General features: G+C 66.3%; 23 protein-coding genes. 15 read left to right on the forward strand and 8 right to left on the reverse strand.

Translation table 11 applies throughout. From position 1 onward, the window contains the following. The first annotated feature begins 28 nt into the window (after positions 1 to 28). Both pta and RHODMAR_RS08230 read left to right on the forward strand, forming a co-directional pair. Complete coding sequence (pta, locus tag RHODMAR_RS08225) at positions 29 to 2,155, forward strand: phosphate acetyltransferase (protein WP_008713361.1); 2,127 nt, start codon at positions 29 to 31, stop codon at positions 2,153 to 2,155. Beyond that, positions 2,152 to 3,342, forward strand: coding sequence for an acetate kinase (locus tag RHODMAR_RS08230; protein WP_008713363.1), 1,191 nt, complete (start codon positions 2,152 to 2,154; stop codon positions 3,340 to 3,342). Before pta ends, RHODMAR_RS08230 begins: the two co-directional genes overlap by 4 nt. Here RHODMAR_RS08230 and RHODMAR_RS28970 read toward each other — a convergent pair. Genes RHODMAR_RS28970 through RHODMAR_RS08245 form a run of 3 tightly spaced genes read right to left on the reverse strand, consistent with a single transcriptional unit; the run spans position 3,339 to position 8,178 of the window. Beyond that, positions 3,339 to 5,903, reverse strand: a complete 2,565-nt coding sequence (locus RHODMAR_RS28970; RefSeq protein WP_081605938.1) for a serine/threonine-protein kinase — start codon at positions 5,901 to 5,903, stop codon at positions 3,339 to 3,341. The two genes, RHODMAR_RS08230 and RHODMAR_RS28970, sit on opposite strands and share 4 nt — an antisense overlap. A gap of 11 nt (positions 5,904 to 5,914) precedes the next feature. Then, positions 5,915 to 6,877 (reverse strand): glutamate ABC transporter substrate-binding protein, encoded by a 963-nt coding sequence (locus tag RHODMAR_RS08240; protein ID WP_008713368.1) that lies wholly within the window; start codon positions 6,875 to 6,877, stop codon positions 5,915 to 5,917. Continuing rightward, positions 6,874 to 8,178, reverse strand: a complete 1,305-nt coding sequence (locus RHODMAR_RS08245) for a hypothetical protein (protein WP_198289418.1) — start codon at positions 8,176 to 8,178, stop codon at positions 6,874 to 6,876. Before RHODMAR_RS08245 ends, RHODMAR_RS08240 begins: the two co-directional genes overlap by 4 nt. 71 nt (positions 8,179 to 8,249) lie before the next feature. Between RHODMAR_RS08245 and RHODMAR_RS08250 the strand changes: the two genes are divergently transcribed. After that, a complete protein-coding gene (locus RHODMAR_RS08250) occupies positions 8,250 to 9,101 on the forward strand; it encodes an NUDIX hydrolase (RefSeq protein ID WP_042938449.1) in 852 nt (283 codons plus the stop codon). A gap of 6 nt (positions 9,102 to 9,107) precedes the next feature. Here RHODMAR_RS08250 and RHODMAR_RS08255 read toward each other — a convergent pair whose 3' ends face one another. After that, on the reverse strand, positions 9,108 to 9,434 hold the full coding sequence (locus RHODMAR_RS08255) for a hypothetical protein (RefSeq protein WP_008713374.1): 327 nt from the start codon (positions 9,432 to 9,434) through the stop codon (positions 9,108 to 9,110). 244 nt (positions 9,435 to 9,678) lie between these two features. Further along, a complete protein-coding gene (locus RHODMAR_RS08260) occupies positions 9,679 to 10,272 on the reverse strand; it encodes a hypothetical protein (protein ID WP_051047883.1) in 594 nt (197 codons plus the stop codon). 104 nt (positions 10,273 to 10,376) lie between these two features. On the opposite strand from RHODMAR_RS08260, the gene RHODMAR_RS08265 reads away from it, so the two are divergent. The 3 genes from RHODMAR_RS08265 to RHODMAR_RS08275 are packed head-to-tail and all read left to right on the forward strand — an operon-like array spanning position 10,377 to position 13,254. Continuing rightward, positions 10,377 to 11,465, forward strand: a complete 1,089-nt coding sequence (locus RHODMAR_RS08265; RefSeq protein WP_157226027.1) for a LolA family protein — start codon at positions 10,377 to 10,379, stop codon at positions 11,463 to 11,465. Beyond that, on the forward strand, positions 11,462 to 12,445 hold the full coding sequence (locus tag RHODMAR_RS08270) for an ABC transporter ATP-binding protein (protein WP_008713380.1): 984 nt from the start codon (positions 11,462 to 11,464) through the stop codon (positions 12,443 to 12,445). The genes RHODMAR_RS08265 and RHODMAR_RS08270 overlap by 4 nt, the downstream gene beginning before the upstream one ends. Further along, entirely contained in the window at positions 12,442 to 13,254 is an 813-nt protein-coding gene (locus RHODMAR_RS08275) for an ABC transporter permease (RefSeq protein ID WP_008713382.1), read from the forward strand. The genes RHODMAR_RS08270 and RHODMAR_RS08275 overlap by 4 nt, the downstream gene beginning before the upstream one ends. Here the strand turns inward: RHODMAR_RS08275 and RHODMAR_RS08280 are convergent. Both RHODMAR_RS08280 and thiE read right to left on the reverse strand, forming a co-directional pair. Then, positions 13,244 to 14,053, reverse strand: coding sequence for a lipase family alpha/beta hydrolase (locus RHODMAR_RS08280; protein WP_008713384.1), 810 nt, complete (start codon positions 14,051 to 14,053; stop codon positions 13,244 to 13,246). The two genes, RHODMAR_RS08275 and RHODMAR_RS08280, sit on opposite strands and share 11 nt — an antisense overlap. A 46-nt stretch (positions 14,054 to 14,099) precedes the next feature. Further along, a complete protein-coding gene (gene thiE, locus RHODMAR_RS08285) occupies positions 14,100 to 14,792 on the reverse strand; it encodes a thiamine phosphate synthase (RefSeq protein WP_008713386.1) in 693 nt (230 codons plus the stop codon). Positions 14,793 to 14,950: 158 nt separating this feature from the next. On the opposite strand from thiE, the gene thiO reads away from it, so the two are divergent. The 7 genes from thiO to RHODMAR_RS08320 all read left to right on the forward strand — a co-directional run bounded on the left by thiO (position 14,951) and on the right by RHODMAR_RS08320 (position 21,348). Further along, positions 14,951 to 16,018 (forward strand): glycine oxidase ThiO, encoded by a 1,068-nt coding sequence (gene thiO / locus RHODMAR_RS08290; RefSeq protein ID WP_008713388.1) that lies wholly within the window; start codon positions 14,951 to 14,953, stop codon positions 16,016 to 16,018. Further along, positions 16,015 to 16,230 carry a sulfur carrier protein ThiS gene (gene thiS / locus RHODMAR_RS08295; protein ID WP_008713389.1) on the forward strand — a complete coding sequence of 72 codons (216 nt, stop codon included), beginning with the start codon at positions 16,015 to 16,017 and terminating at the stop codon, positions 16,228 to 16,230. Before thiO ends, thiS begins: the two co-directional genes overlap by 4 nt. Before the next feature lie 2 nt (positions 16,231 to 16,232). Beyond that, positions 16,233 to 16,985 carry a thiazole synthase gene (locus RHODMAR_RS08300; RefSeq protein WP_008713391.1) on the forward strand — a complete coding sequence of 251 codons (753 nt, stop codon included), beginning with the start codon at positions 16,233 to 16,235 and terminating at the stop codon, positions 16,983 to 16,985. A 265-nt stretch (positions 16,986 to 17,250) separates the two neighbouring features. Then, a complete protein-coding gene (locus RHODMAR_RS08305; RefSeq protein WP_008713392.1) occupies positions 17,251 to 18,213 on the forward strand; it encodes an ABC transporter ATP-binding protein in 963 nt (320 codons plus the stop codon). Beyond that, positions 18,213 to 18,983, forward strand: coding sequence for an ABC transporter permease (locus RHODMAR_RS08310; RefSeq protein ID WP_008713394.1), 771 nt, complete (start codon positions 18,213 to 18,215; stop codon positions 18,981 to 18,983). Before RHODMAR_RS08305 ends, RHODMAR_RS08310 begins: the two co-directional genes overlap by 1 nt. 33 nt (positions 18,984 to 19,016) lie before the next feature. Further along, a complete protein-coding gene (locus RHODMAR_RS08315) occupies positions 19,017 to 20,489 on the forward strand; it encodes a M28 family peptidase (RefSeq protein ID WP_042938436.1) in 1,473 nt (490 codons plus the stop codon). 37 nt (positions 20,490 to 20,526) lie between these two features. Next, on the forward strand, positions 20,527 to 21,348 hold the full coding sequence (locus tag RHODMAR_RS08320; RefSeq protein WP_008713398.1) for an adenylate/guanylate cyclase domain-containing protein: 822 nt from the start codon (positions 20,527 to 20,529) through the stop codon (positions 21,346 to 21,348). Here RHODMAR_RS08320 and thiD read toward each other — a convergent pair. Then, entirely contained in the window at positions 21,310 to 22,164 is an 855-nt protein-coding gene (gene thiD / locus RHODMAR_RS08325; RefSeq protein ID WP_042938457.1) for a bifunctional hydroxymethylpyrimidine kinase/phosphomethylpyrimidine kinase, read from the reverse strand. The two genes, RHODMAR_RS08320 and thiD, sit on opposite strands and share 39 nt — an antisense overlap. A 291-nt stretch (positions 22,165 to 22,455) precedes the next feature. Between thiD and RHODMAR_RS08330 the strand changes: the two genes are divergently transcribed. Together RHODMAR_RS08330 and RHODMAR_RS08335 are read left to right on the forward strand one after the other, a co-directional pair. Next, positions 22,456 to 22,782, forward strand: coding sequence for a GNAT family N-acetyltransferase (locus RHODMAR_RS08330; protein WP_008713402.1), 327 nt, complete (start codon positions 22,456 to 22,458; stop codon positions 22,780 to 22,782). A 147-nt stretch (positions 22,783 to 22,929) separates the two neighbouring features. Next, positions 22,930 to 23,280 (forward strand): GNAT family N-acetyltransferase, encoded by a 351-nt coding sequence (locus RHODMAR_RS08335; RefSeq protein ID WP_051047888.1) that lies wholly within the window; start codon positions 22,930 to 22,932, stop codon positions 23,278 to 23,280. Positions 23,281 to 23,352: the final 72 nt, after the last annotated feature.

Genomic DNA, 23,352 nt, shown 5'->3' on the forward strand with positions numbered 1-23,352 from the left:
GGAATGACCTCGGGATAGGCTGATCGGCATGGCTGAGCCCACCACTGCCGAGACCGCCGGTATGTACCCCTCCAGCATCTATGTCGCGTCACCGGAAGGGGACACCGGGAAGTCCACCATCGCGTTGGGCGTGCTGCAGATGCTTGCCGCGACCGCAGCTCGGGTGGGGGTGTTTCGGCCCATCGCACGTTCGACGAACGAACCCGATTACATTCTCGAACTTCTTGTCGAGCACACCACCGCAGACCTCACGTACGAGCAGTCGCTCGGTGTCACGTACGAGCAGGTGCACACGGATCAGGATGCTGCGCTCAGTGAGATCGTCAATCGATACCACGAGGTGGCCGCTCAGTGCGACGCCGTGGTGATCGTGGGCAGCGATTACACCGACGTCGGCAGTCCCAGTGAGCTCGGCTTCAACGCCCGCATCGCCGTCAATCTCGGTGCCCCCGTGTTGCTCGCCCTACGCGGATCCGACCGTACACCCGACGAGATCGCGCAGCTGGCCACCCTGTGCCACGCCGAGCTTCGTCAACATCACGCACACTTGGCCGCGATCGTGGCAAATCGCTGCGCCCCCGACGATCTCGATGCGGTGACCGACGCGTTGGCGTCGGTCGGTGTGCCCGCGTGGAGCCTGCCGGAAATTCCGCTGTTGATCGCCCCCACGATGGCCGAACTGCTCGATGCGGTCGACGGCACTCTCTACAGCGGCGACCCTTCCTTGTTGCAGCGAGAAGCGTTGCGGGTCATGGTCGGTGGAATGACCGCCGAGCACATCCTCGAACGCCTCACCGAGGGTGTCGTCGTCATTGCGCCGGCAGACCGATCGGACGTGCTGCTGGCTCTCGTCAACGCCCATGAGGCCGAGGGCTTTCCGTCGCTGGCCGGCATCATCATGAACGGCGGGATCGAACCGCACCCGGCAATCGCCCGTCTGGTGGCAGGGCTCGGCCCCCGGTTGCCGATCCTCACGACCGCGCTCGGCACGTTCGATACCGCCTCTGCCGCGGCGCAGACCCGGGGCCGAGTCGCGGTGGGATCGCAGCGCAAGGTCGACACCGCTCTCGGTCTGATGGAACAGCGAGTCGATGCGAAAACGCTGCTGGGACGGCTCGACATCGCCATCCCCACCATCACGACACCGCAGATGTTCGAGTACCAGCTGATCCACCGAGCACGGGCCGACCGCAAGCACATCGTGCTACCCGAGGGCAGTGACGACCGCATCCTCCGGGCCGCCGGCCGACTCCTTCAGCGTCAGGTGGCGGACCTGACGATCCTGGGGGAGGAAGGACCCATTCGCCGACGGGCATCTGAACTGGGTGTCGACCTCGACAAAGCCACCGTCCTCGATCCCACCGACTGCGACTACCTGGAGGACTTCGCGGCCGAATACGCCGATCTGCGCAAGCACAAGGGGATGACGATCGACCGCGCCCGCGAGGTCATGGCCGACATCTCCTACTTCGGAACGATGATGGTGCACAAGGGAATTGCCGACGGTATGGTCTCCGGGGCAGCGCACACCACCGCGCACACCATCAAGCCGTCGTTCGAGATCATCAAGACCACCGAGGGCGTGTCGACGGTGTCGTCGATCTTCCTGATGTGCTTGTCCGATCGCGTGCTCGCCTACGGCGATTGCGCTGTGGTGCCGGATCCGACGGCCGAGCAGCTCGCCGACATCGCCGTGTCCTCGGCGCAGACCTCGGCCCAGTTCGGGATCGAGCCGCGGGTGGCCATGCTGTCCTACTCCACGGGCGAGTCCGGTTCCGGGGCCGACGTCGACAAGGTTCGAAAAGCCACCGCGCTTGTCCGTGAACGCAATCCGGAACTGCTCGTGGAGGGGCCGATTCAGTACGACGCGGCGATCGAACCATCCGTCGCCGCCTCGAAGCTCCCCGACTCGGAGGTTGCCGGCCGAGCGACAGTGTTCATCTTCCCCGACCTCAACACCGGCAACAACACGTACAAGGCCGTCCAGCGCAGCGCCGGGGCCGTCGCGGTGGGACCGGTTCTGCAGGGCCTACGCAAGCCCGTCAACGACCTCTCTCGTGGCGCGCTCGTCGAGGACATTGTGAACACTGTCGCGATCACAGCGATTCAGGCACAGGGCATTTCGGACGCGGCAGAGAAGGAGGCCGCATCGTGAGCATTCTCGTCGTCAACTCCGGGTCGTCGTCGGTCAAGTTCCAATTGGTCGACCCCGACTCGGGGGAGTCCGTGGCCAGTGGACTCGTCGAGCGCATCGGCGAGTCCGACGGACGAGTGGAACTCGACTATCGAGGTGAGAGCCTCGAACGAACCCAGCACATCGACGACCACGGTGCAGGCCTGGCGCTGGCGTTCGAGATGCTCGCCGACGCCGGAATCGTACTCTGGGACGAGGTCACCGCCGTCGGACATCGCGTCGTACACGGCGGTACGGTCTTCTATCGTCCGACCATCATCGACGACTCCGTCGTCCAGCAGATCTCCGAACTCAGTAGCCTTGCGCCCCTGCACAATCCGCCGAATGTCCTGGGCATCGAGGTCGCCAGGAAGCAGCTGCCGGACGTCCCGCACGTGGCGGTGTTCGACACGGCCTTCTTCCATTCACTGCCCGCGGCCGCAGCGACCTACGCCATCGATGCGACCGTGGCCGCCGAACACGACATCAGGCGCTACGGCTTTCACGGCACGTCGCACCACTATGTGTCGGACCAGGTCGCGAAGTTCCTCGGCCGCGATGTCGAGGAACTCAACCAGATCGTGCTGCACCTGGGCAACGGGGCATCGGCCTCGGCCGTCGCCGGTGGCAGAGCCGTCGACACGTCGATGGGGCTGACGCCGCTCGAAGGACTGGTGATGGGCACCCGCTGCGGCGACCTCGATCCCGGCGTCATCATGCACCTGCGCCGCAGCGCAGACATGAGCGTCGACGAGATCGACGACCTGCTCAACCGGCGTTCCGGACTCATCGGTTTGTCCGGGGTCAACGACTTTCGGCAACTGCAGCAACTCATCGACGACGGCGACGCCCCGGCGCAGCTGGCCTACGAGGTCTACATTCACCGACTCCGCAAGTACATCGGTGCCTACATGCTCGAGCTGGGCCGGCTCGACGTCATCACCTTCACTGCGGGTGTCGGTGAGAATGCGGCGGCCGTGCGCGCGGACGCGCTGGCCGGCCTCGGCGGCTTCGGAATCGAGATCGACCGCGAACGAAATGCGGTGCGTAGCAAGCAGGCTCGGGTGATCTCTACGGACTCGTCGATCGTCACGGTGTTGGTGGTGCCGACCAACGAGGAGCTGGCGATCGCTCGCGCGACGGACGGTCTGGTGCGAGAGGTCGGCTAGAACAGCGAGCGAGGTCGGATGGCGTTGGCCAGATCCACCAGCGAGAAGCGGTGCGCGCGATCGGTGGCGTTGCGCGCCAGTGCGCGTAGTCCCTTCTCGGTGCCGCGTCGCAACCCGTCCTCGGTGAACGGGACGCTGAGGATCGGCTCACGTTCGGCGGTGGAGGCGTGGCCGGAGACGATCCAGTCCAGGGCCATGGCCAGCACCAGGGTCCGCATCTGGAGCGCTCGGCTCTCGGCCTTGGGTAGCAACGCAACTCGCCGCGCCGCCGAACGAAAGTCGGCCTCGGACAGCTCGGCGCGTGAGCGATCCATCAGTAGCGTCAACACACTGGTCATGCGCGCCATCGAGTAGTGCCGCGAGCTGATCGGTACCTGGTCGAGGGCGGCGATGGCTCCGGATTGATCGCCGCGCCGCTGCAATTGCCGGGCCAGGCCGAACGCCGAGCTGACGATCCCTCGATTGGTCCGCCACACCGCGCGGTACAGGCCTTCGGCTTTTGCCCGCCACCGCTCGGCTTCCTCGGCATTGGCTCCCGCGACATGACCGAGCAGTTCAGAAGTGGCCCCGAGGGCGAGTTTGGGGGCCAGTTCACCGGGCATGGCACCGAGTACGTTGTCGAAACTCCTGAACGCAGAATCGTATTCGTGATGCAGCAGCGCGATCAGCCCCGCGTACCACTGCACGCGCCATGGGTCGTCGGACGGGTCGTCGGACTGCACAGTGGCCAGAATCTCGGTGGCCTCGACGACGTTTCCGAGGTCGAGATGGGCTTTGACCTCGGCGAGGGTGATACCCGAGATCACGTCGGCAGGAGTGGAGCCTGCGGAACGACCATCAGCAGTGGAGCCTGCGGAACGACCAGAGGGGTCGGGAGTGGAGCCTGCGGAACGACCGTTGGGGGCAGGAGTGGAACCTGCAGATTTGCCCGATTCGCCTGCAGAGACGCGTTCGATCCCGTTGCGTCTGGCGTGTTGCAGTGAGTCCAAAGTCTGTCGGGCTTCGACGTGTACTGCCGCCGCGAGCAGCGGTGCGCTCGGATCGTTGGGGTCCACCAGTGGAACTGGAAGTGCGGCAACCACTTCGGCTGCGGTCATGCGTTCGTGTCGGACCGTCCCGTCTACGTAGGTATCGGTACGACCCACCGAGTGCTCGGTGCCGAAGGTCGTTCGAGGGGGGCTGAAGACTGCCGACAGCCCCGGCCGCTCGACGCCGGTCCGGATGGCGAGGATCTCACGCAGCACACCGGTTGCCTGTCCGGCGAATTCTTCTGCCGATCGGAACCGTCGAGTAGGGTCCTCGTGGATGGCGCGGAGTAGCAGTCGGTGCAGCGACGGATACTGCTGCAGCACTTCGGAATCCTCGACCGGCGGCAGGCCGTCGAGATACTTTCCGTTCTTCGACGGCATGTCCAGCGTCAGCACCGCGAGCGTCCGGCCGACCGTGAAGATGTCCGATGCCACCGTGGGGCCGGTCTTGATGATCTCCGGTGCCTGGTAGCCCACCGTGCCGTACAGGTAGCCGTAGTCCCCGATGCCGGCTACTGCGCCGAGGTCGATGAGTTTGATCTGATCGTCGGAGACCATGATGTTCTCGGGCTTGAGGTCGTTGTAGACCAGGCCGATCGAATGTAGATAGCCCAGTGCCGGAAGCACTTCGAGGACGTAGGCGAGTGCCTGCTCGACGGGCAGGCGGGTCCCCTCGCAGGCGGTGAGGATGTCGCGCAGTGAACGTCCGCCGACGTACTCCATGACGATGAAGCCGACGCTGGACCCGTCACTGCGGGGTTGCTCGACGAAGTTGTAGATTTTCACCACTCCGGGGTGCGCGACCTCGGCGAGGAACTGCCGCTCGGCGACAGCGACGGCGTGGGCCTCCTCGTCGCCGAAATGCAGCAGGCCCTTGAGGACCACCCAGCGGTCGCTGACATTGCGGTCGATGGCGAGGTAGATCCAGCCGAGGCCGCCGTGTGCGATGCAACCTTGCACGTCGTACTGGCCGACCACGCGATCGCCGGGCTCGAGCAGCGGAGTGAAGTCGAACGTCGAGCCGCAGTGCGGGCATATGCCCATGGCGACCTCGGGCTGGCCCGGCTCGCTGCGGCCCACCTTCGCGTTGCACTTCCAACAGAACCTCTTGTGCTGTGGCACCGACGGATCCGACATCACTGCGGTTTCGGGATCGACGGGCTCCACGCGGGGTACGTCCACCAGGCCGCCGCCGAGTCGACGTCGAATGCTGGTGGTGCGCGATCGACCGGATCTGGACCTACCCGATCGGGTACGAGTCGACGGCGATGCTGCCGCAGTAGATCTCGCTGTTCCGCGCCCTGGCGTGTCGGCCGTGGGTGGGGCCGGACGCGGGGTCGGTGCCGTCCCGTCGTCCACCGGTGACCGCGAGACCGCCTGAGTGCGTTCGATTCCGTCGGTTCCCGACGCGGTGTCGTCGTTCGATCCTGCTCGAGTTCGCGATACTGCTTGGGTGCGCTCGCCGATGTCCGCCCGCACAACTGCTTGCGTACGCTCCGCCGGAGCGGTGGATTGCTGTTCGTCCTCGTCCATTATCCGGTCCTCTAATCGCTGTACGACGCGCTGGGCGGACCGAGTGAGGGGCCGAGTACGGTCAGCCACCGGTTGTAGATGCGATTCCACGTGCCGTCCGAGCGGATGCGCTCCAGCGTCCCGTTGACGAAACGCACCAGATCCTCACTGTTTCTGTTGATCCCGACGCCGTACGGTTCCGGGCTCAGGCTGTCGCCGACTATCTCGAGGTACGGGTCCTGTGCGGCGAGGCCGGCGAGAATGGCGTCATCGGTGCTGATGGCGTCGACCTGCCGCTGTTGCAGTACCACCAGGCAATCCGACCACATCGGCACTGTCACCACGGTCGCCGAGGGCTGCACCCGCTGCAGACGGCGCAGCGAGGTGGTGCCCTCCACCGCGCATACCCTCTTGTTCGCCAGGTCGTCGACACTGCGGATACCCGAGCCCTGCACCACCAGAACACGTTGCTGCGCTTGGAAATACACGGTGGAGAACTGCACGTCGTTGCGGCGAGCGCACGTGATGGTCATGGTTTTCACCACGATGTCCACCGAAGAATCCTGCAGGGCCTCCAGCCGTTGCGCAGAGGTCAGGATGCGAAAGTCGAGCCGGTTCGGATCGCCGAACAGATCTCGCGAGATCTCCCGAGCGATATCCACGTCGAACCCGACGAGCTGCCCGCTCATCGGATCGCGAAAGCTGAAGAGATTGCTGCCCGTGTCGAGCCCGACGACCAGGCGCCCCTTGGCGCGCAGTGTGTCGAGAGTCGGTTGCGGTTCATCGGCACCCGCAGGCAGCGGGCGCAGGCTGGCAGTGGGGCGAGCGCACTCGTCGTCGGCCGGGGTTTCGGTGGGCCGCGCGGCTACGGACGCGCCGGCCGGTAGCGGCGGTTCGGTGAATGTGGTATCGACCTGCGGCGCAGAGCTTTCCGGTGGTGCACAGCCGACCAACAGAGCGGTGGTCAGGATCCCGACGGCGAGTAGACGTCTCACAGGTATTCACGCAGCCTCGGGAACAAGCCGACGCCGAAAGCGACCGAGGCACCGATGGTGAGAACCCACGCGCCGTCGGACAAGCCGGACAGTACCCCCACCGATCGGTCGATGTTGGATCGCAACTCGCGGCGCGCGTTCTCGATTCCGTCGACCAGAACGCCGTCCAGTGCATTGAACGCCGCTGCCGAATCGAACTCCCCGGTGCCGGTGGCGATAGCGACGGCGCCGTTGAAGTCGCCGACCTCGAGCGCGGAGTCGATTCGCGAATGCGAGGTGGACCACGTGTTCAGAGCATCGATGACTGCCGTATCTCCCTGGAACATGTCCGACATGCGAGAGAGGTTGGCGTCGAACGACTGTCCGTAATCCTGACTGCCGCCGCGGCGCGCGAGATCGAGTGTCTCGTCCGCTCTGGCCTGTTGGGCCAGGATGAAACCGGTCGTGTAGGACTTCAACGGAGATACGCCGCGCTCGAGCGCGCTGTCGGTGGCGATGGACGAGATCAGCCCCACCACCAACATCCAGCCGAGCAGGCCGGTGACAGCGGCTGTGGCAGTGAGGAATCCGACGTTCAGCGTGCGCCGCGTCGTTCGCGAGAGGTACCACTGCCCCAGGCCGGTCATCATCAACAGGAACACCACGGACCCGATCGCGAACAACGGGGGAGTGGTGAACCGTTCCTGATCGCCGGACACCCGCGATGCCTGCTCGGTGTACAACTTCTCGGCCAAGGGCAACAAACTGGTCTGCATCATCGTCGACGCTTCACCGAGATACGCCGCGCCCACCGGATTCCCGCTCCGGTTGTTGGCGCGAGCGGTCTCGACCAGACCGCTGTACACGGGCAATCCGGCCGCGATCTGCGTCAGCACCGCGCTGGTGGCCTCGTCGTTCTCGCTCACGCCGGACGAGGCCGCGATCAATTCGGACGATGCCTCGCCGAGCGCCTGCGCGTACCGCTCGCGCACCTCGGCGGGTTCGAGTCCGCCCGCGATGAATGCGGTCGCGGCAGCAGCGTCGGCCACCGACAGAGCTCCGTACAGATTCTGCGCCGAGTTGGCGAACGGCTCGGTCCGCACCAACAGGGTGCCCAGGGTGTCGACTCGTTCGGTCACGGCCGTGGACGCCAAACTTCCGACCGTCAACGCCAATATCACCAGCGCGGTGCCCATCGCGACCAATCGCGCGGGCGTCGAGCGCATCGTGTACCGAACCGGTGGCTTGCCTGCAGCGGCACCGACGGGCGTTGCCGTTGTCGGGGGGACGGCAGCGGAGGGAGTAATGCCGGCCGCGATCACGTCACCGAGCATATAAGTAGGCGGACCGTACTGCAGCCACTCAGCAGGATGATTCACCTAGGCTGATGAACATGCGAGGTGACGGGGACGGCTGGATGATCGGTGAGAACGGTTCTCGACACTGGGGAAAGCACGGGGCCGCCGGACTGTTGCTGCGGGCACCGTCGAACAGCGGACCGTCCGACCGCGCCGAGCCGATGGTGCTGCTGCAACATCGCGCGCTGTGGAGCCACCAGGGCGGAACGTGGGCATTGCCCGGCGGGGCCCGCGATTCCCACGAGAGCACCGAGCACGCGGCGGTGCGGGAGGCCCACGAGGAGGCCGGTATCTCCGCCGATCAGCTGTGCGTGCGCAGCGAGAGGGTCACTGCCAGCGTCGAGAGCGGCTGGTCTTACACCACAGTCATCGCCGATACCGATCATCCCCTGAGCACCGTGCCCAACGGCGAGAGCACCGAACTGCGCTGGGTACCGGAATCGGTCGTCGCCGAGCTCCCGCTGCACCCGGGTTTCGCGTCGAGCTGGCCGTCGCTGCGCACCGAGCCGCTGCGGGTGCTGCTCGATACCGCCAACGTGCTGGGTTCCCGGCCGAACGGATGGTGGAAGGATCGCGCCGGGTCCACCGGAGCCTTGCTCGCCTCGCTCGCCGAGACGCTTCCGCGCACCGTCGAACTTCCCAGCGGCCAGTACGGGTGGCTCACCCGAATAGACGCGGTTCTCGAAGGTCAGGCCAGAGATGCCGTGGTGGACGACCCGAGGATTCCGGTGATCGTCGCCGACGGCAGCGGTGACGACACCCTCGTCGACCACGCGCACCTCGCCGGGGGTTTGACGGCGATGGTCACCGCCGACCGTGGGCTGCGCGACCGGCTGCCGGAATCGGTGCAGGTACTGACCCCGTCGGTCGTCCTCGGCTGGTTGTAGCGAGAATCACCAGTTCGGCAGCACCATGAGCAGAAAGCACACGCCCACGAGGATGCCGATCGCTCCGCTGCCCAAGGCCAGGGCGGTGTCCTCGCGGGAGGCTCTCTCGCCTTCGAGATCCGGGCTCCGATGTGCCCACAGCGCCGTAGCGACGGCGACGAGTCCTGCCCCGATGCCGATACCCGCGGCCCAGAAGGTGACGATGGACAGCGCACCGATCATGATCGCGAATTCGGTCATCTGCGCTCGGGTCCGCGGTCGCCGGTCCCACAATCGCGACACAATCGTGTTGTCGGAATCTCTGGTCTGGGGGTTGTCGGAAGCTACTGTCACTTTCGTCTCCTTTCTTGATCGCGTACGCCGCTGCTGTTCTTGCGCAGCGCGAACGACTGGCAAGACGCGTCAGCGTCGACTCGGGGTGTCTTACAGAAGTGTTCTTCACCATTCTGGCAGCGGACGGCTCGGACTACCAATCCCTTCCTCGATTGCGATGCGGATCACGTCCTGATCGTTGTTCGGACGCCGCTCGACCGAGATTCTTTGCCGCGACGGAGATTTCGCGACACCGATCTGGAAACTAGTGGCCGGCCGACTGCGTGCGCCGGTGCCGGATCAGTACCGCGCCTCCCACCAGACCGGCGACGACGAGGATCAGGCCGGCGGCCACACTGGCCACGCGATCGGGCCACGGCAGGATCGTCGGCACGCTGAACATTCTCCGATAGAACGGCTCCAGCACCGCCCCGACGGGGACGACCAGACGCGCAAGCAATCCAGACGGGCCACCGCTTCGCGCCATCGCCCCGACAAGACCCAGCGGGCCGCCGGCGACAAGCGCCAGCACGAACCAGACCTGGTTCCCCGCCCACACGGTGTCGTCGAACATCCCGAACAGCCGGCCGACCCCGTAATGCACGAACAGAGCCATCAGACTTGCCACGATCCCCGCCGCGAACGCCTGCAACGGACGGCGGACCAGCCAGCCGGAAAGGATCGGGAGGCCGGCCCACACCGCACCCGAATTGACCAACTTGCTGAATGTCCAGCGCACCGCCAGCAGTGTGTCGGCCTCTGCGGACAACTGGCTTTCGCTCGTGATGTTCGACGCCAACGACACCAGGGCCACGACAACCGCAGCCAGAACGACAAGCCCCCACCCTCGTCTCGCCACACGCGGATAGTACGCACATCCTCTGCCTGCACTTGCGTCCGATGTCCGTCCGTCGCCGACCTACCTCCGTGCAGCACACGGGGTACGTCCGTACGTTTGAGTAGGTGCGTGGTGAGTGGCGGTGGTTGGCGGTGGTGCTCGGCATCGGCGTTCTCGTCGCCGCCCCCGCGGCGGTCGAGCGGTTACCCGTCGAGGCGTCGACCATCGACGCGGCCGAACTGCTCTCCCGCCTCCAGTCCTCCACCGCGACTCCGTACTCGGGTTACGCCCAGGCGGTCGGCGGCGTCCTCCTGCCGGTGACCGACGGACTCGGGGGCCTGCCGGACCTGCTCGGCGACACCACGAGCTTGCGCGCCTGGTATCGCGGCCCGGACAGCTGGCGAGTCGACACCGTGCGGCTCGCCGGCGAGCGCGATCTCTACCGGACTCCGACGCGGTTGTGGAAGTGGGATTACGAACAGAACACCGCCGTGCTCACCCCGGCCCCCGAGCCGAGCCTGCGCCTGCCCCGCGAGGCCGACCTGCTGCCTCCGGAACTCGGACAGCGATTGCTCAGCGAGGCGACCCCGGACGAGGTGACCCGGCTGCCGACCCGTCGGATTGCCGGTCGAGACGCTCCTGGCCTGCAGCTCGTCCCCAACGAGCCACAGAGCACCATCACCGAGGTCGACGTGTGGGCCGACCCCGACAGCGGGCTGCCGCTACGGGTCGACGTGCTCGGTGCCGGGGCCACCCGTCCTATCGTCAGTACCGCCTTCCTCGACTTCTCGTCAGCGATCCCCGACGCCGACACCGTTCGTTTCGTTCCCCCGCCCGGCACCGACGTACAGCTGCAGGACGGTCTCGATATCGCCTCGTTCGCCGACCGGATCGACACCACCGGCCTCCCCACCAGCCTGTCGGGGCTCGACCTGCAGAGCCGCGACGCGCAGGGTTCGGTGGGAATCTACGGTCGAGGTGTGACCGAGCTGGTCGCCGTTCCGCTGCCGCGCCGCGCTGCGGGCGGGCTCGTCGACCAGCTCCGAGCCGCCCCCGGTGCGGTCGTCACCGGCAGCAGCGTCGCGGTGTCGATCGGTCCGCTGGGTGTCCTGGTCACCGGCCCCACCGCCGACAGGCGCCGCTACCTGCTCTCCGGCACCGTCACCGCGGAGACCCTGGCCACCGCCGCCCAGCAGCTCGGAGGAGCCACATGATCCGCACCACCGGCCTGACCAAACGCTACGGATCGGTGCACGCAGTGGACGGCGTCGACCTCGACGTGCGCGCCGGCGACATCTACGGCTTCGTGGGCGCGAACGGCTCCGGTAAGACGACGACCGTGCGGATGCTGCTCGGACTGGTATTGGCGACCTCCGGACAGATACAGGTGCTCGGCGAGGACATGCCGCGTCGACGTACGAGCGTGCTGCCGCGCGTGGGGGCGCTGATCGAGAACCCCGCCGCGTACCCCAACCTCTCCGGACGACGGAACCTCACCCTGCTCGACGCAGCCGGTCCCGGTGGTTCCAGGCGCACTCGGAACACCCGGGTCGGCGAGGCCCTCGAACAGGTGGGCCTCGCCGGGGTGGGACGGAGGCCCGTCAAGCAGTACTCACTCGGCATGCGGCAGCGTCTCGGTCTGGCCGCGGCGCTGATGCGCACCCCCGAGCTGCTGATCCTCGACGAACCGACAAACGGCCTCGACCCACAGGGGATCCTGGAGATCCGAGAGCTGCTGCTGGGCCTGCACGCCCAGGGCACCACCATCTTCCTGTCGAGCCACCTGCTGGCCGAGGTGGAGCAGCTGTGCGACCGAGTGGGAGTGCTGGATCGGGGTCGACTCGTACTACAGGACCAACTCTCCGCGATGCAGCAGCCCACCGGCCGGGTGCTCGTGCGCACTCCGGACCACGACCGGGCGGTGACCGTGCTTTCGGGCGTCGAGGACGCCACAGTGCTTTCGGGCGTCGAGGACTCCACGGTGCTTTCGGGCGTCGAGGGTCAGCAGCTCGTCATCGAACACCCGGACCCGGCCCTGCTGAACCGACTGCTCGTCGAGAACGGGGTGCGGGTGAGCGAGCTCAGCCCGCAGCGAATGAGCCTCGAGCAGTCCGTACTGGCCGCCACCGGAAACAGTGCCGACCGCATCGACAGCGCCGAGGTCGGCCAGGCCCGGACGGAGGTGACCGCATGATCGGCGTCGAGCTGGGCGCGATGCTGCGCCGACCCCGCACCTGGGTCGTCATCCTTCTGCTCAACCTGCTGCCCACCGTCGTCGCCGGCCTCCTGGCCCTGACCGACGTCGGTCCACGGCCCGGCGAGGGCCCCGCTTTTCTGTCGGCGGTCCTCGGCAACGGCCAGCTCTTCCCGCTCGCGGCGCTCGCCATCGTGCTGCCGCTGTTCCTGCCCGTGGCCGTGGCGGTCATCGCCGGAGACTCGGTCGCGGGGGAGGCTCAGGCCGGCACCCTGCGTTACCTGCTCGCCCGCCCGGTGGGGCGAACCCGGCTGCTGGTGGCGAAGCTGATCTCGGTGGCCGCCTTCGTGCTGCTGGCCGTCGTCGTGGTCGCCGTGACCGCGTACTTCGTCGGCACGACGCTGTTCGACTCCTCGCCATTGGGGGGCGTCGCCAGCGTGTCCGGCACGGTGCTCACCGGGGAACAGGTCGCCGTGCGCACCGTCATCGCCGTGTTCTACGTGACGCTGTCCATGCTCGGGGTCGCCGCCATGGGGCTGTTCCTGTCGACCCTGACCGACTCACCGCTCGCCGCGACACTGGGCGCGTTGGCGTTTCTCATCGCCGGCTCGCTACTGCTGACCCTCGATGCCGCCGACGCCATCGCGCCGTACTTGCCGACGCGGTACTGGCTGGCCTTCGTCGACCTGTTCCGCGACCCGGTGCCGATGCGGGACCTGCTGCGCGGCGTCGGTTTGCAAGCCGTCTACGTCGTCGTGCTGCTCGGGGCAGCGTGGGCGAACTTCACCACCAAGGACATCACGAGCTGAGACGGCTGCAATCAGCCGCGCCGAGCTGGGTGGTGGAGCTGCCGTCCAGTTCGTCGGACACGATCGCAGCAACGAGAGAATCGCGGGGCAGACTGCCGTGGTCGACGGTGGAGTCGGCACACACGCTCTGGACGGGGACGTTGATGGCCCCGTCGAGGGCGGCCGAGGTCGGCGGCGTCACCACCTGATCCACCTCGGTCCAGATCGACACCCACTGCGGCCCTTCCGGTGTCTCGTCGCCGGAGTTCAACCCGGTGAGCAGGGGGCTGTTCGGGTCGAGCTGCTGACATGCCGTCGGGCATCGGTCGGGCACGAACTGGGCCGCCAGCCCCGCCACCTGGGTGCCGTGGTGCGGGGAGCCGAGGGTCACGATGCGTCGGGCCTGCTCGGCACCGCCCAGGTCGGTGGCCCAGATCCGGGCCACCACCCCGCCCGCGGAATACCCGACGACGTCGACCGAGGTCGCCCCGGTGCGGCTCAGAGCCTCGTCGGCCGCGCCGCGGAGGGTCTTTGCCTGCTCGGTGAGGTCGCCGATGCCACCCTCGGGCAGGGCCACCACGGTGGCGTCGCGACCGTCTTCCCGCAGCACACCCGCAAGCACGTCCAGCGCATCGGTGGAACCGCCGTACCCGGGCACCAGCAGCACCGGACCCGGAACGGACTGGTCGACGCTCGCCACTGGGGCGCCGGTGCCGCGCGAGAGAGCAAAGGCCACCGCTGCCGCGAGGACACCGATGACGACGAGGGCGAGCACACCGAGGACGAGCCGGCGGCGAGCCGGGGCGAGGGAGGAGAACACTCGGTCCAGTGTGCCCGTCGACGGTGTTGCGCGGTGATCGTCGAGGCTAGGCCTGCAACGCCTGGACCAGCTGACGAGCCGCTGCCTGCGGATCGCGGGCTTCGGTGATAGCGCGGACCACCACGATGCGGTCGGCACCGGTTGCCCGAACCTGATCAACATTGGTCGCGTCGACTCCGCCGATGGCGAACCACGGCCGTTCCGGTAGCGCATCGGCAGTGGCCCGCAGCGCCTCTAGCCCCGCGGCCTTGCGGTTCGGCTTGGTGGGCGTCGGCCACACCGGCCCGACGGCGAAGTAGTCGACGCCGTCTTCGATCGCGGCGAGCGAGGACTGGGCACGGTTCTGCGTGGAACGGCCGATCACCACGTCCGGCCCGAGGATCTTCCGGGCGTAGTGCACCGGCAGATCGCCCTGACCGAGATGCAGCACGTCGGCTCCCGAGGCCAGAGCCAGATCCGCGCGATCGTTGACCGCCAGTAGCGCACCGTGCCGCTTGGTGGCGGCGAGCAGAACGGCCAGCGCAGCGAGCTCGTCCTTGGCTTCGAGGGGCCCGTACTCGCGTTCACCGGCGGAATTCTTGTCACGCAGCTGGATGATGTCGACGCCACCGGACAAAGCGGCTTCGGCGAACTGGGCGAGGTCTCCCTTCTCACGCCTGGCATCGGTACACAGGTACAGGCGAGCGGACGCAAGTCGCTCACGGGGAGTCTGATTGCGGGCGGTCTGAGATGGATGCACGAATCGAACTGTATTCTCTTGGGGGCCGTCTTCGATGATGGAGTGGCCGAGAAATCGCGGGAGTCCCGGGGATCGTGGGGCTGAGAGTGGGTTCGCCGCCCTTACCGTCAATACCTGAACCCGATCATGCGGGCGCAGGGAGTGAGGACGTGAATCGCGTGCACATCGCCATAATCGGCGGAGGCGTCATCGGGTTGTCGACGGCCTTGCGTCTGCAGGAGGACGGCCACCGCGTGGTCGTACACGATCCCGCATTGGGCCGGGGCGCGTCCTGGGTCGCCGGCGGCATGCTGGCACCGCTCTCCGAGGGCTGGCCCGGTGAACACGAACTACTGCATCTCGGCGCCGCCTCGCTGGCGCGGTGGCCAGAATTTGCTCGACGCCTCCCCGGCCCCTCGGTGTTCTCCGCGACCGGATCGTTGACGGTTGCCCTCGACTCCGCCGATGCCGCCGACCTGCGGACCATCGCCGAATGGGTGGGCGAGCAAGGACACGAGCTGGAGATTCTGAGCCGGGCGCAGCTGCGAGAGCTCGAACCTGCACTGGCACCGAATATTCGACTCGGAATGCTGGCTTCGACCGAGCTCTCCGTGGACAATCGAGCGCTGGTGGCCGCACTCGAGCAGGGCTGCATCGACGCCGGAGTCGAGTTTTTGACCGCCCCGGTGAAGACCATGCCCGACGCCGACCACGTGGTATTGGCCGCAGGGACGCACTCGGCCGCGCTGTGGCCGACGCTGCCCGTCCGTCCGGTCAAGGGCGAAATTCTCCGGTTGCGGCGTCGGCCGAGCGCTACTGCGCCGCCGAACCGTACCGTCCGCGGAACCGTGCACGGCCGCCCGATCTACCTGGTGCCGCGCGGGGACGGATTGGTCGTGGGCGCAACGCAATACGAGTCCGGGCAAGATACGCAGGTCACCGTCGCGGGGGTGCGAGACCTGATAGCCGACGCCGAACGACTCATGCCGAGCATCGGCGAATACGAACTGTACGAGACCGCCGCGGGTCTGCGCCCCATGAGTCCGGACGGGCTACCGATCATCGGCCGACTGGCCGAGAACGTCATCGTCGCCACCGGCCACGGGCGCAACGGCATCCTGCTCGCCCCCATCACCGCCGACGCGGTGGCCGCGCTGATCGCCGGCGAGGAGATCGCCGAGGCGAAATCCGCCACCCCCGAACGTTTTCCGCACATTCACAGTCTGCAGATCGAAAGGACACCATGACACAGGTTGCCATCGGTATCACCGTCAACGGTGAGGACCACCTGCTCACCGAGGACATGACCATGCGTCGGCTGCTCGAGTTCCTGGGGCTGCCCGAGAAGGGGATCGCCGTCGCCGTCGACGGTGCCGTGCTGCCCAGGAGCACGTGGAACACCACTGCCGTCGAAAAGGGTTGGAACGTCGACGTTCTCACCGCAGTACAGGGCGGTTGAGCATGGACGATCAACTGGTCATCGCCGACCGCACCTTCACCTCCCGGCTCATCACCGGCACCGGGGGAGCGGCCAATCTCGCGGTGCTCGAGGACGCCCTCGTCGCATCGGGAACCGAACTGACCACCGTCGCGATGCGCCGCGTCGACGCCGCGGGCGGGACGGGAGTGCTGGATCTGCTGCGCCGGTTGAACATTGCGCCGCTGCCGAACACCGCGGGCTGCCGCGGCTCGGCCGAAGCAGTCCTCACCGCGCAACTGGCACGTGAGGCGCTCGAGACCGACTGGGTCAAACTCGAAGTGATTGCCGACGAGCGAACCCTGCTGCCCGACGCCATCGAATTGGTCAAGGCTGCAGAACAACTTGTGGACGACGGCTTTCAAGTATTGCCGTACACCACCGACGACCCGGTCCTGGCCAAGCGGCTCGAGGACGTCGGCTGCGTGGCCGTCATGCCGCTCGGCTCGCCCATCGGGACCGGCCTGGGCATCTCGAACCCGCACAACATCGAGATGATCGTCGACGCCGCGTCGGTTCCGGTGATCCTCGACGCGGGCATCGGCACTGCCAGCGACGCCACCCTCGCGATGGAACTCGGCTGCGATGCGGTGTTGCTCGCCACCGCGGTGACCCGAGCGAAGGATCCGGCGCTGATGGCGTCGGCGATGCGTCACGCGGTGGCCGCAGGATACCAAGCGCGACATGCGGGGCGGATTCCGAAGCGATTCTGGGCGCAGGCCAGCTCGCCCATGTAGCCGGCCGTGTCGTCGGCGCGGCACCTTCTGTGGCTGCGTATCCGGCAAACGCGCGCGCTTGTGCGAAACGCGCGCAGAATAGTGGCGAATACGAGGCGAATCCACGCGCATCTGGCAAACGCGCGCGCATTTGCGGGCGCGCCTATGGTGGCCGCGTGCCGCCGATGCGACCGACTGTCTCAGGGTGTGGGTCATCCGAAAGGATGATGGAGAAGGCGACTGTGGGCCGATGTGCGAACGCGTTCGATCGGGGAAGGTTGTTCCCATGATCGAAGTGACAGGACTGACCAAGCAATACGGCGCGGTGACGGCGGTCGACAACCTCACCTTCACCATCAAACCCGGCATCGTGACCGGCTTCCTGGGCCCCAACGGCGCAGGAAAGTCGACCACGATGCGGATGATCCTCGGTCTCGACCGACCCACCTCGGGTACGGCGACCATCGAGGGCAAGAGCTACAGCCACCTGAAGCAGCCACTGCGTAGCGTCGGAGCTCTGCTCGACGCCAAGTGGGTGCACCCGAACCGCTCGGCGCGTGCGCACCTCGAGTGGATGGCCGCCTCCAACGGCATCCCCAAGTCTCGCGTCGAGGAGGTGCTGCGTCTGGTGGGACTGTCCGACGTGGCGAAGAAGAATGCGGGCGGCTTCTCGCTCGGTATGTCTCAGCGCCTCGGCCTCGCGGGCGCGTTGCTCGGTGATCCCAAGGTGCTGCTGTTCGACGAGCCGGTCAACGGGCTCGACCCCGAAGGTATCGTCTGGATCCGAAAGTTCATGCAGCGCTTGGCTGCCGAGGGGCGAACGGTGCTGGTCTCGAGCCACCTGCTCTCGGAGATGGCGCAGACTGCCGAGCACCTCATCGTCATCGGACGCGGCAAGTTGATCTCCGATTCCTCGGTGCAGGAATTCATCGACCACGCCTCCGAGGCCTCGGTGCGCGTGCGCAGCCCGCAGCTCGACGGTCTCCGCAAGGCCCTGACCACGGCCGGGCTCACAGTGCGTGAGCCGGACCAGACCGACGAGCTGCAACCCTCGCTCGTGGTATTGAACTCCACGACGGACGCGATCGGCGACATCGCCGGCCGGTCCGGAATCACATTGCACGAGTTGGCCTCTCAGCGAGGATCGCTCGAGGAAGCATTCATGAAACTCACCGGAGACACAGTGCAATATCACGGCTCGGGAGCCGAAGAATCTGGCAATCAGCAAGCGATGGGCGGGTCACTCTGATGGGCGTCTTGGCAGCAGAAAGAATCAAGTTCACCTCGACCAAATCGCCGTGGTGGTGCAGCGCGATCGTGGTGGTGTTCGGCCTCGGGTTCGGAGCCATCCTCGGTTGGGCCGCGAAGACCGCCCTCGGCCCCGACGCTCCGGAGGGGCTTCCGCCGACCACCGCGTACGACGTCGTCAGCAGCGGTGTGGGCGGGCTGGGGGTCATGGTGTTGATGATCCTGGCGGCCCTCACTGTCACCAGCGAATACCGCTTCGGCCTGATTCGGACGACATTCCAGGCAGTCACCAATCGGGCGTCGGTGCTCGGAGCCAAGGCGCTCATCGTCGGCATCTACGGAGCGGTGCTGTCGTTGATCCTGGCGTTCGGTGCACTGTTCCTGGCGAAGTCGATCGCGGGCGAGGAAGCGGGCGCGCTGATGAGCTTCGATGTCGACGGCACCTGGCGCGTCGTCTACGGCACGGCGATTCTGGCGTTCGTGCAGATCTTCCTGGCCGTCGCGGTGGGCGCGCTCATTCGGCAGTCCGCCGGCGCGATCGCCGTCCTGCTGCTGTGGCCGTTGCTCATCGAGAACCTCGTCGGGCTCATCCCGAAGGTCGGCGAGAAGATTCAGCCGTTCCTGCCGTTCAAGAACGCCGACCATTTCCTGGCCGGCTCGGGAGGAGTTGATTTCCACTGGGGGCCGGTCGGCAGTCTTGTCTACTTCGTCGTCTTCACCGCGGTGATCTTCGGGGTAGCAGTGCTCGTCGTCAATCGTCGCGACGCCTGACGCTGCGCGAAATGACTGGGTAGGGTGTCCGTTATGCGGATTTCCTTGCTTGCAGGTAGCGCAGTCACGGTCCTGATTCTGGCCGGTTGCTCGTCCACCTCTGGTACAGGGGCGGGAGGCGAGGAACCGGCCAGAGTTTTCGCGACACCCGACGGGCCGGGCCTGTCGGTAGCAGTCACCGAGGATGCGCTCGTCGGGCACCTCGAGCAGCTGGAAACCATTGCCGCCGCGAACGACGGAAACCGCGCCGCCGGTACCGCCGGATACGACGCGAGTGTCGATTATGTTCTCTCGCAACTCGAATCGGCTGGTTTCGAGGTCGCCACACCGGAATTCGAGTTCGACACTTTCGAGGCGCAGACTCAGATCCTGTCGGTTGCGGGAACCGAGATTCCGGTGTTCGCGCTCAGTTACTCACCGACCACCGGTGCCGAGGGCATCACCGCGAGAGTCGTCGGTGCCCCGCCCGATGCGGACGGCTGCGAGGCGGCCGATTACGCCGGACTCGACCTGGCCGGTGCCATCGCGGTCGTGCCGCGCGGAGTCTGTCCGTTCGGTGTGAAGCAAAGTGTCGCAGCAGAATTGGGTGCCGCCGCTGCAATCATCGTCAACAACGAACCGGGACCACTGGACTCCGGGACGCTCGGCGACGCCGAGACCGGAAAGATTCCGACCGGCGGAGTCGGCCAGGACGACGCCGCAGCAGTGCTCGCGGCTCCCGAGGTCACGCTGACGCTCGATACCACGACCGAAACGACGAAGAGCCGCAACATCATTGCGCAGACCACCACCGGTTCGACCGAGAACGTGGTGGTGGCCGGCGCACATCTCGACAGCGTTCCCGAGGGTCCGGGCATCAACGACAACGGCTCCGGCACCGCGGCAGTACTCGAGACGGCACTGCAGATGGGCAGTGCTCCCGAGGTGACCAACGCGGTTCGCTTCGCGTTCTGGGGTGCCGAGGAGCAGGGGCTCGTCGGCTCCACCGAATACGTCGAGAGCCTGTCCGACGAGGACAAGCGAAACATCGCGCTGTACTTGAACTTCGACATGGTCGGCTCGCACAACGCCGGGTACCTCGCCTACGACGGCGACGATTCCGACAAGGTGGGCGAGCCCGCGGGACCGGACGGATCCGACGGCATCGAGCGCACGTTCGTCGAGCGACTGGCCGACGACGGTGTGACCGTCGACGGCACCGATTTCGACGGTCGCTCGGACTACGGCCCGTTCATCGAGGTCGGTATCCCCGCCGGCGGGGTGTTCAGCGGCGCGGACGAGAACAAGACCGCCGAGCAGGCCGAGAAGTGGGGCGGCACCGCCGATCAGGCATTCGACGAGAACTATCACACCGATCAGGACACGTTGGCCAACGTCGACCGAGACGCCTTGGCCGCGAACGGCGCGGCCGTGGCCTACGGAATCGGCGTCTACGCGCAGTCTGTGGAGGGTCCCAACGGGGTGCCGGTGGGGGCGGAGCGCGAGGCTGCACGGGCCGACGGGTGAGGCCAGGTATGTGTAACTGTGGGTTACGCTCGATATTGTGAACGCAGTCGTCGCCTCGGTGGTGGAGTGGGTCCGCACCACCAACCGAGCACCCACAGTGGTCGGGGCAGTTCGGCGTGTGCGTCGAGCATTACCCGGTGACCCCACATTCGGCGATCCCATGTCGATCGACGGTCCGGGACGAGCACTGGCCGTCGCCCGGGTGGCCGATCGGTTTCTGGCGGCGAACGGACTCGACGACGAACCGGGCGCGTCTCGTGAAGTCGGCCTCGGTGCCCTGCAGGTGTGGCAGGCGATCCTCGAACGAGCAGGGCGAGGCCGCGGCGAACAGGACGTCACGATCGTGTTCACCGATCTGGTCGGCTTCTCGTCGTGGTCGCTGCGTGCGGGCGACACGGCCACGTTGACCTTGCTCCGTAAGGTCTCCAAGGCCGTCGAACCCGAAGTCGCGTTCCGCGGGGGCCATGTCGTCAAGAGGCTGGGCGACGGGATCATGGCCGTGTTCACCGATGCGGGCAAAGCTGTCGATGCAGTGTTCGCAGCGAAGGAGGCTCTACGCGGCGTCGACGTCGACGGCTACACCCCGACCATGCGAGTCGGTATCCACACCGGCAGCCCGCGTCAGGTCGGATCGGACTGGCTCGGCGTCGACGTCACCGTCGCCGCCCGGGTGATGCAGACCGGCGGAAACGGGAACGTGATGATCTCGGGGGCAGCGCTGGCTGCCGTGCCACCGGAGGTGCTCGACGCGTTGCAGGTGGTGTCCAAGCCCTATCGGCGCAGTTTCTTCGCTCCGAAGATCAAGGGCGCACCGGACGACCTACGCATCCTCCGGCTCGTGCAGTCGCCACAGCGGTGACACCGGGCCGTGCCCAGCACCGAGGTCGTAGGACGCGGCCAGGCAGCGGGTGACCCACTCCTTGCCGAACGCCACCGCGTCGGGCATCGAATATCCGTGTGCCAGCGCCGACGCGATCGACGCGGCGAGGGTGTCGCCGCCGCCGTGATCGTTGCCGGTGTCGATGCGTTCACTGGTGAATTCGAGGAAAGAGTCGCCGTCGAACAGTAGGTCGGTGCTGTGCGTGGAGGTGCGTAGATGGCCGCCCTTGACCAGGGCCCACTGAGCGCCCAACCCGTGCAGTGCTTCGGCGGCGCGGTGTGCGCTCGCGTCATCGATCACGTCGATGCCGGTGATCAACCGAACCTCGTCGAGGTTGGGCGTCACCAGTGACGCAATCGGAAACAGGGTGTGCCGGATGGCGTCGAGTGCCTCGGCGTGCAGCAGTGGATCGCCGTGCATCGACGCACACACCGGATCGACGACCAGCGGAACCGGCTGGTCGCGGCCGATGCCGACCTCGGTACACACGGCCGTGACGGCCTCGATGATCGCGGTGGACGCCAGCATTCCGGTCTTCGCTGCGCCGACGCCGATGTCGGAGACGACCGAGCGAACCTGCGCCGCCACCACATCGGGCGGGATCTCGTGGAAGCCCGTCACACCGACGGTGTTCTGAACGGTCACTGCTGCGACGGCGACACACGCGTGGACACCCAACAGCGCCATCGTGCGGCTGTCGGCCTGGATTCCGGCACCGCCGCCGGAGTCGGTTCCGGCGATCGTCAGCGCACGGACGGGAGTCTCGCCGTTGGGCGTGAGCGGTAGGAACTTCACGAGAGTCGACAGTACCGGCGGCGGCGAGAGCATAGCCTCGGCGGCCGAATCCGAACCTGTGAATATTCGGTGAGAATACGGCCGGTCTTCGAATGTTGTTGTATCACAACGTCGAACAGGGGCACTTATGATCGATACCAGCATTCGGCTCGTGACCGGGCGGCAAACCTACGCATCCGAAGGTTTGTTGGTAGAAAAGGTGACAGAGCCACCGCGCGCATGTTTAATAGTGGTGCACGTCACATCTGATTCACTCGTTCACCACTCCACACACAGCGAAGGAGGCGTCCCATGCTTGCGAGTTCTCCTAGCGCTGATGTCTCGATCAACAAAGACCAGAATCGGTTCGAGCTTCGATTGAACGGCGATCTCGTCGGGATCGTCGGATTCTTCGAGGTGGAGGGAAACGGTACGCGCGCCACGCGAACGCACGTCGTCTCTTTCATGCATACCGTCATCACCGAGGATTTCGGTCATCAGGGTCTGGCCGGCATTCTGGTGCGTCGCGCGTTGGACAGTGCCCGTGCGTACGGTTGGAAAGTCAGGCCTGTCTGCACCTACGTGCAGCGATTCGCCGCCGCAAATCCGGAGTACAAAGACATGCTGGTCGCTCTCTGACGCTGTTCTTCCGACGCTCGCCGGTCACGATAGGGCTGGTTACATTAGGGCTGGTTACATTAGGGCTGGTTACATTAGGGACTCGACTCGGCGACGATCGATGCACTCTTCTCACGTCACACGAGTAACACTGGTCTCATGGGTGACATGAGTCACATCATTTCACGACGTGTCGCCGCGGTCGCCCCGGTCGAGCGACCTGTCGTCCGCATCGAGGACGACGTCGATCACAGTAGGTTCGATCTCTTCGTCGACGACGAACTCGTCGGCATTCTCGGCTACCGCTTCGGCGACGGATGCGTCGGCGACGGCTCCGTCGTCGCGCTCATGCATACCGTGGTCAAAGCGGAGTACGGCGACCGCGGTTGGGCCGGTGTGCTGGTGCGGGCTTCACTCAACACTGCGCGCGATCGCCGGTGGCGGATCGTTCCCATCTGCACGTACGTGCGGCGATATCTCGCGGAACACGAGGAATTCTTGGACTTGGTCGTCGAATAGAGAGCACTGCTCTTGCCGTAGACGGCATTGAGGTGAATACTGCTTCCTGAAGAGAGCGCCGCTCTCGAAAGG

It is taken from the genome of Rhodococcus sp. AW25M09 (assembly GCF_000333955.1).
Classification (GTDB): domain Bacteria; phylum Actinomycetota; class Actinomycetes; order Mycobacteriales; family Mycobacteriaceae; genus Rhodococcoides.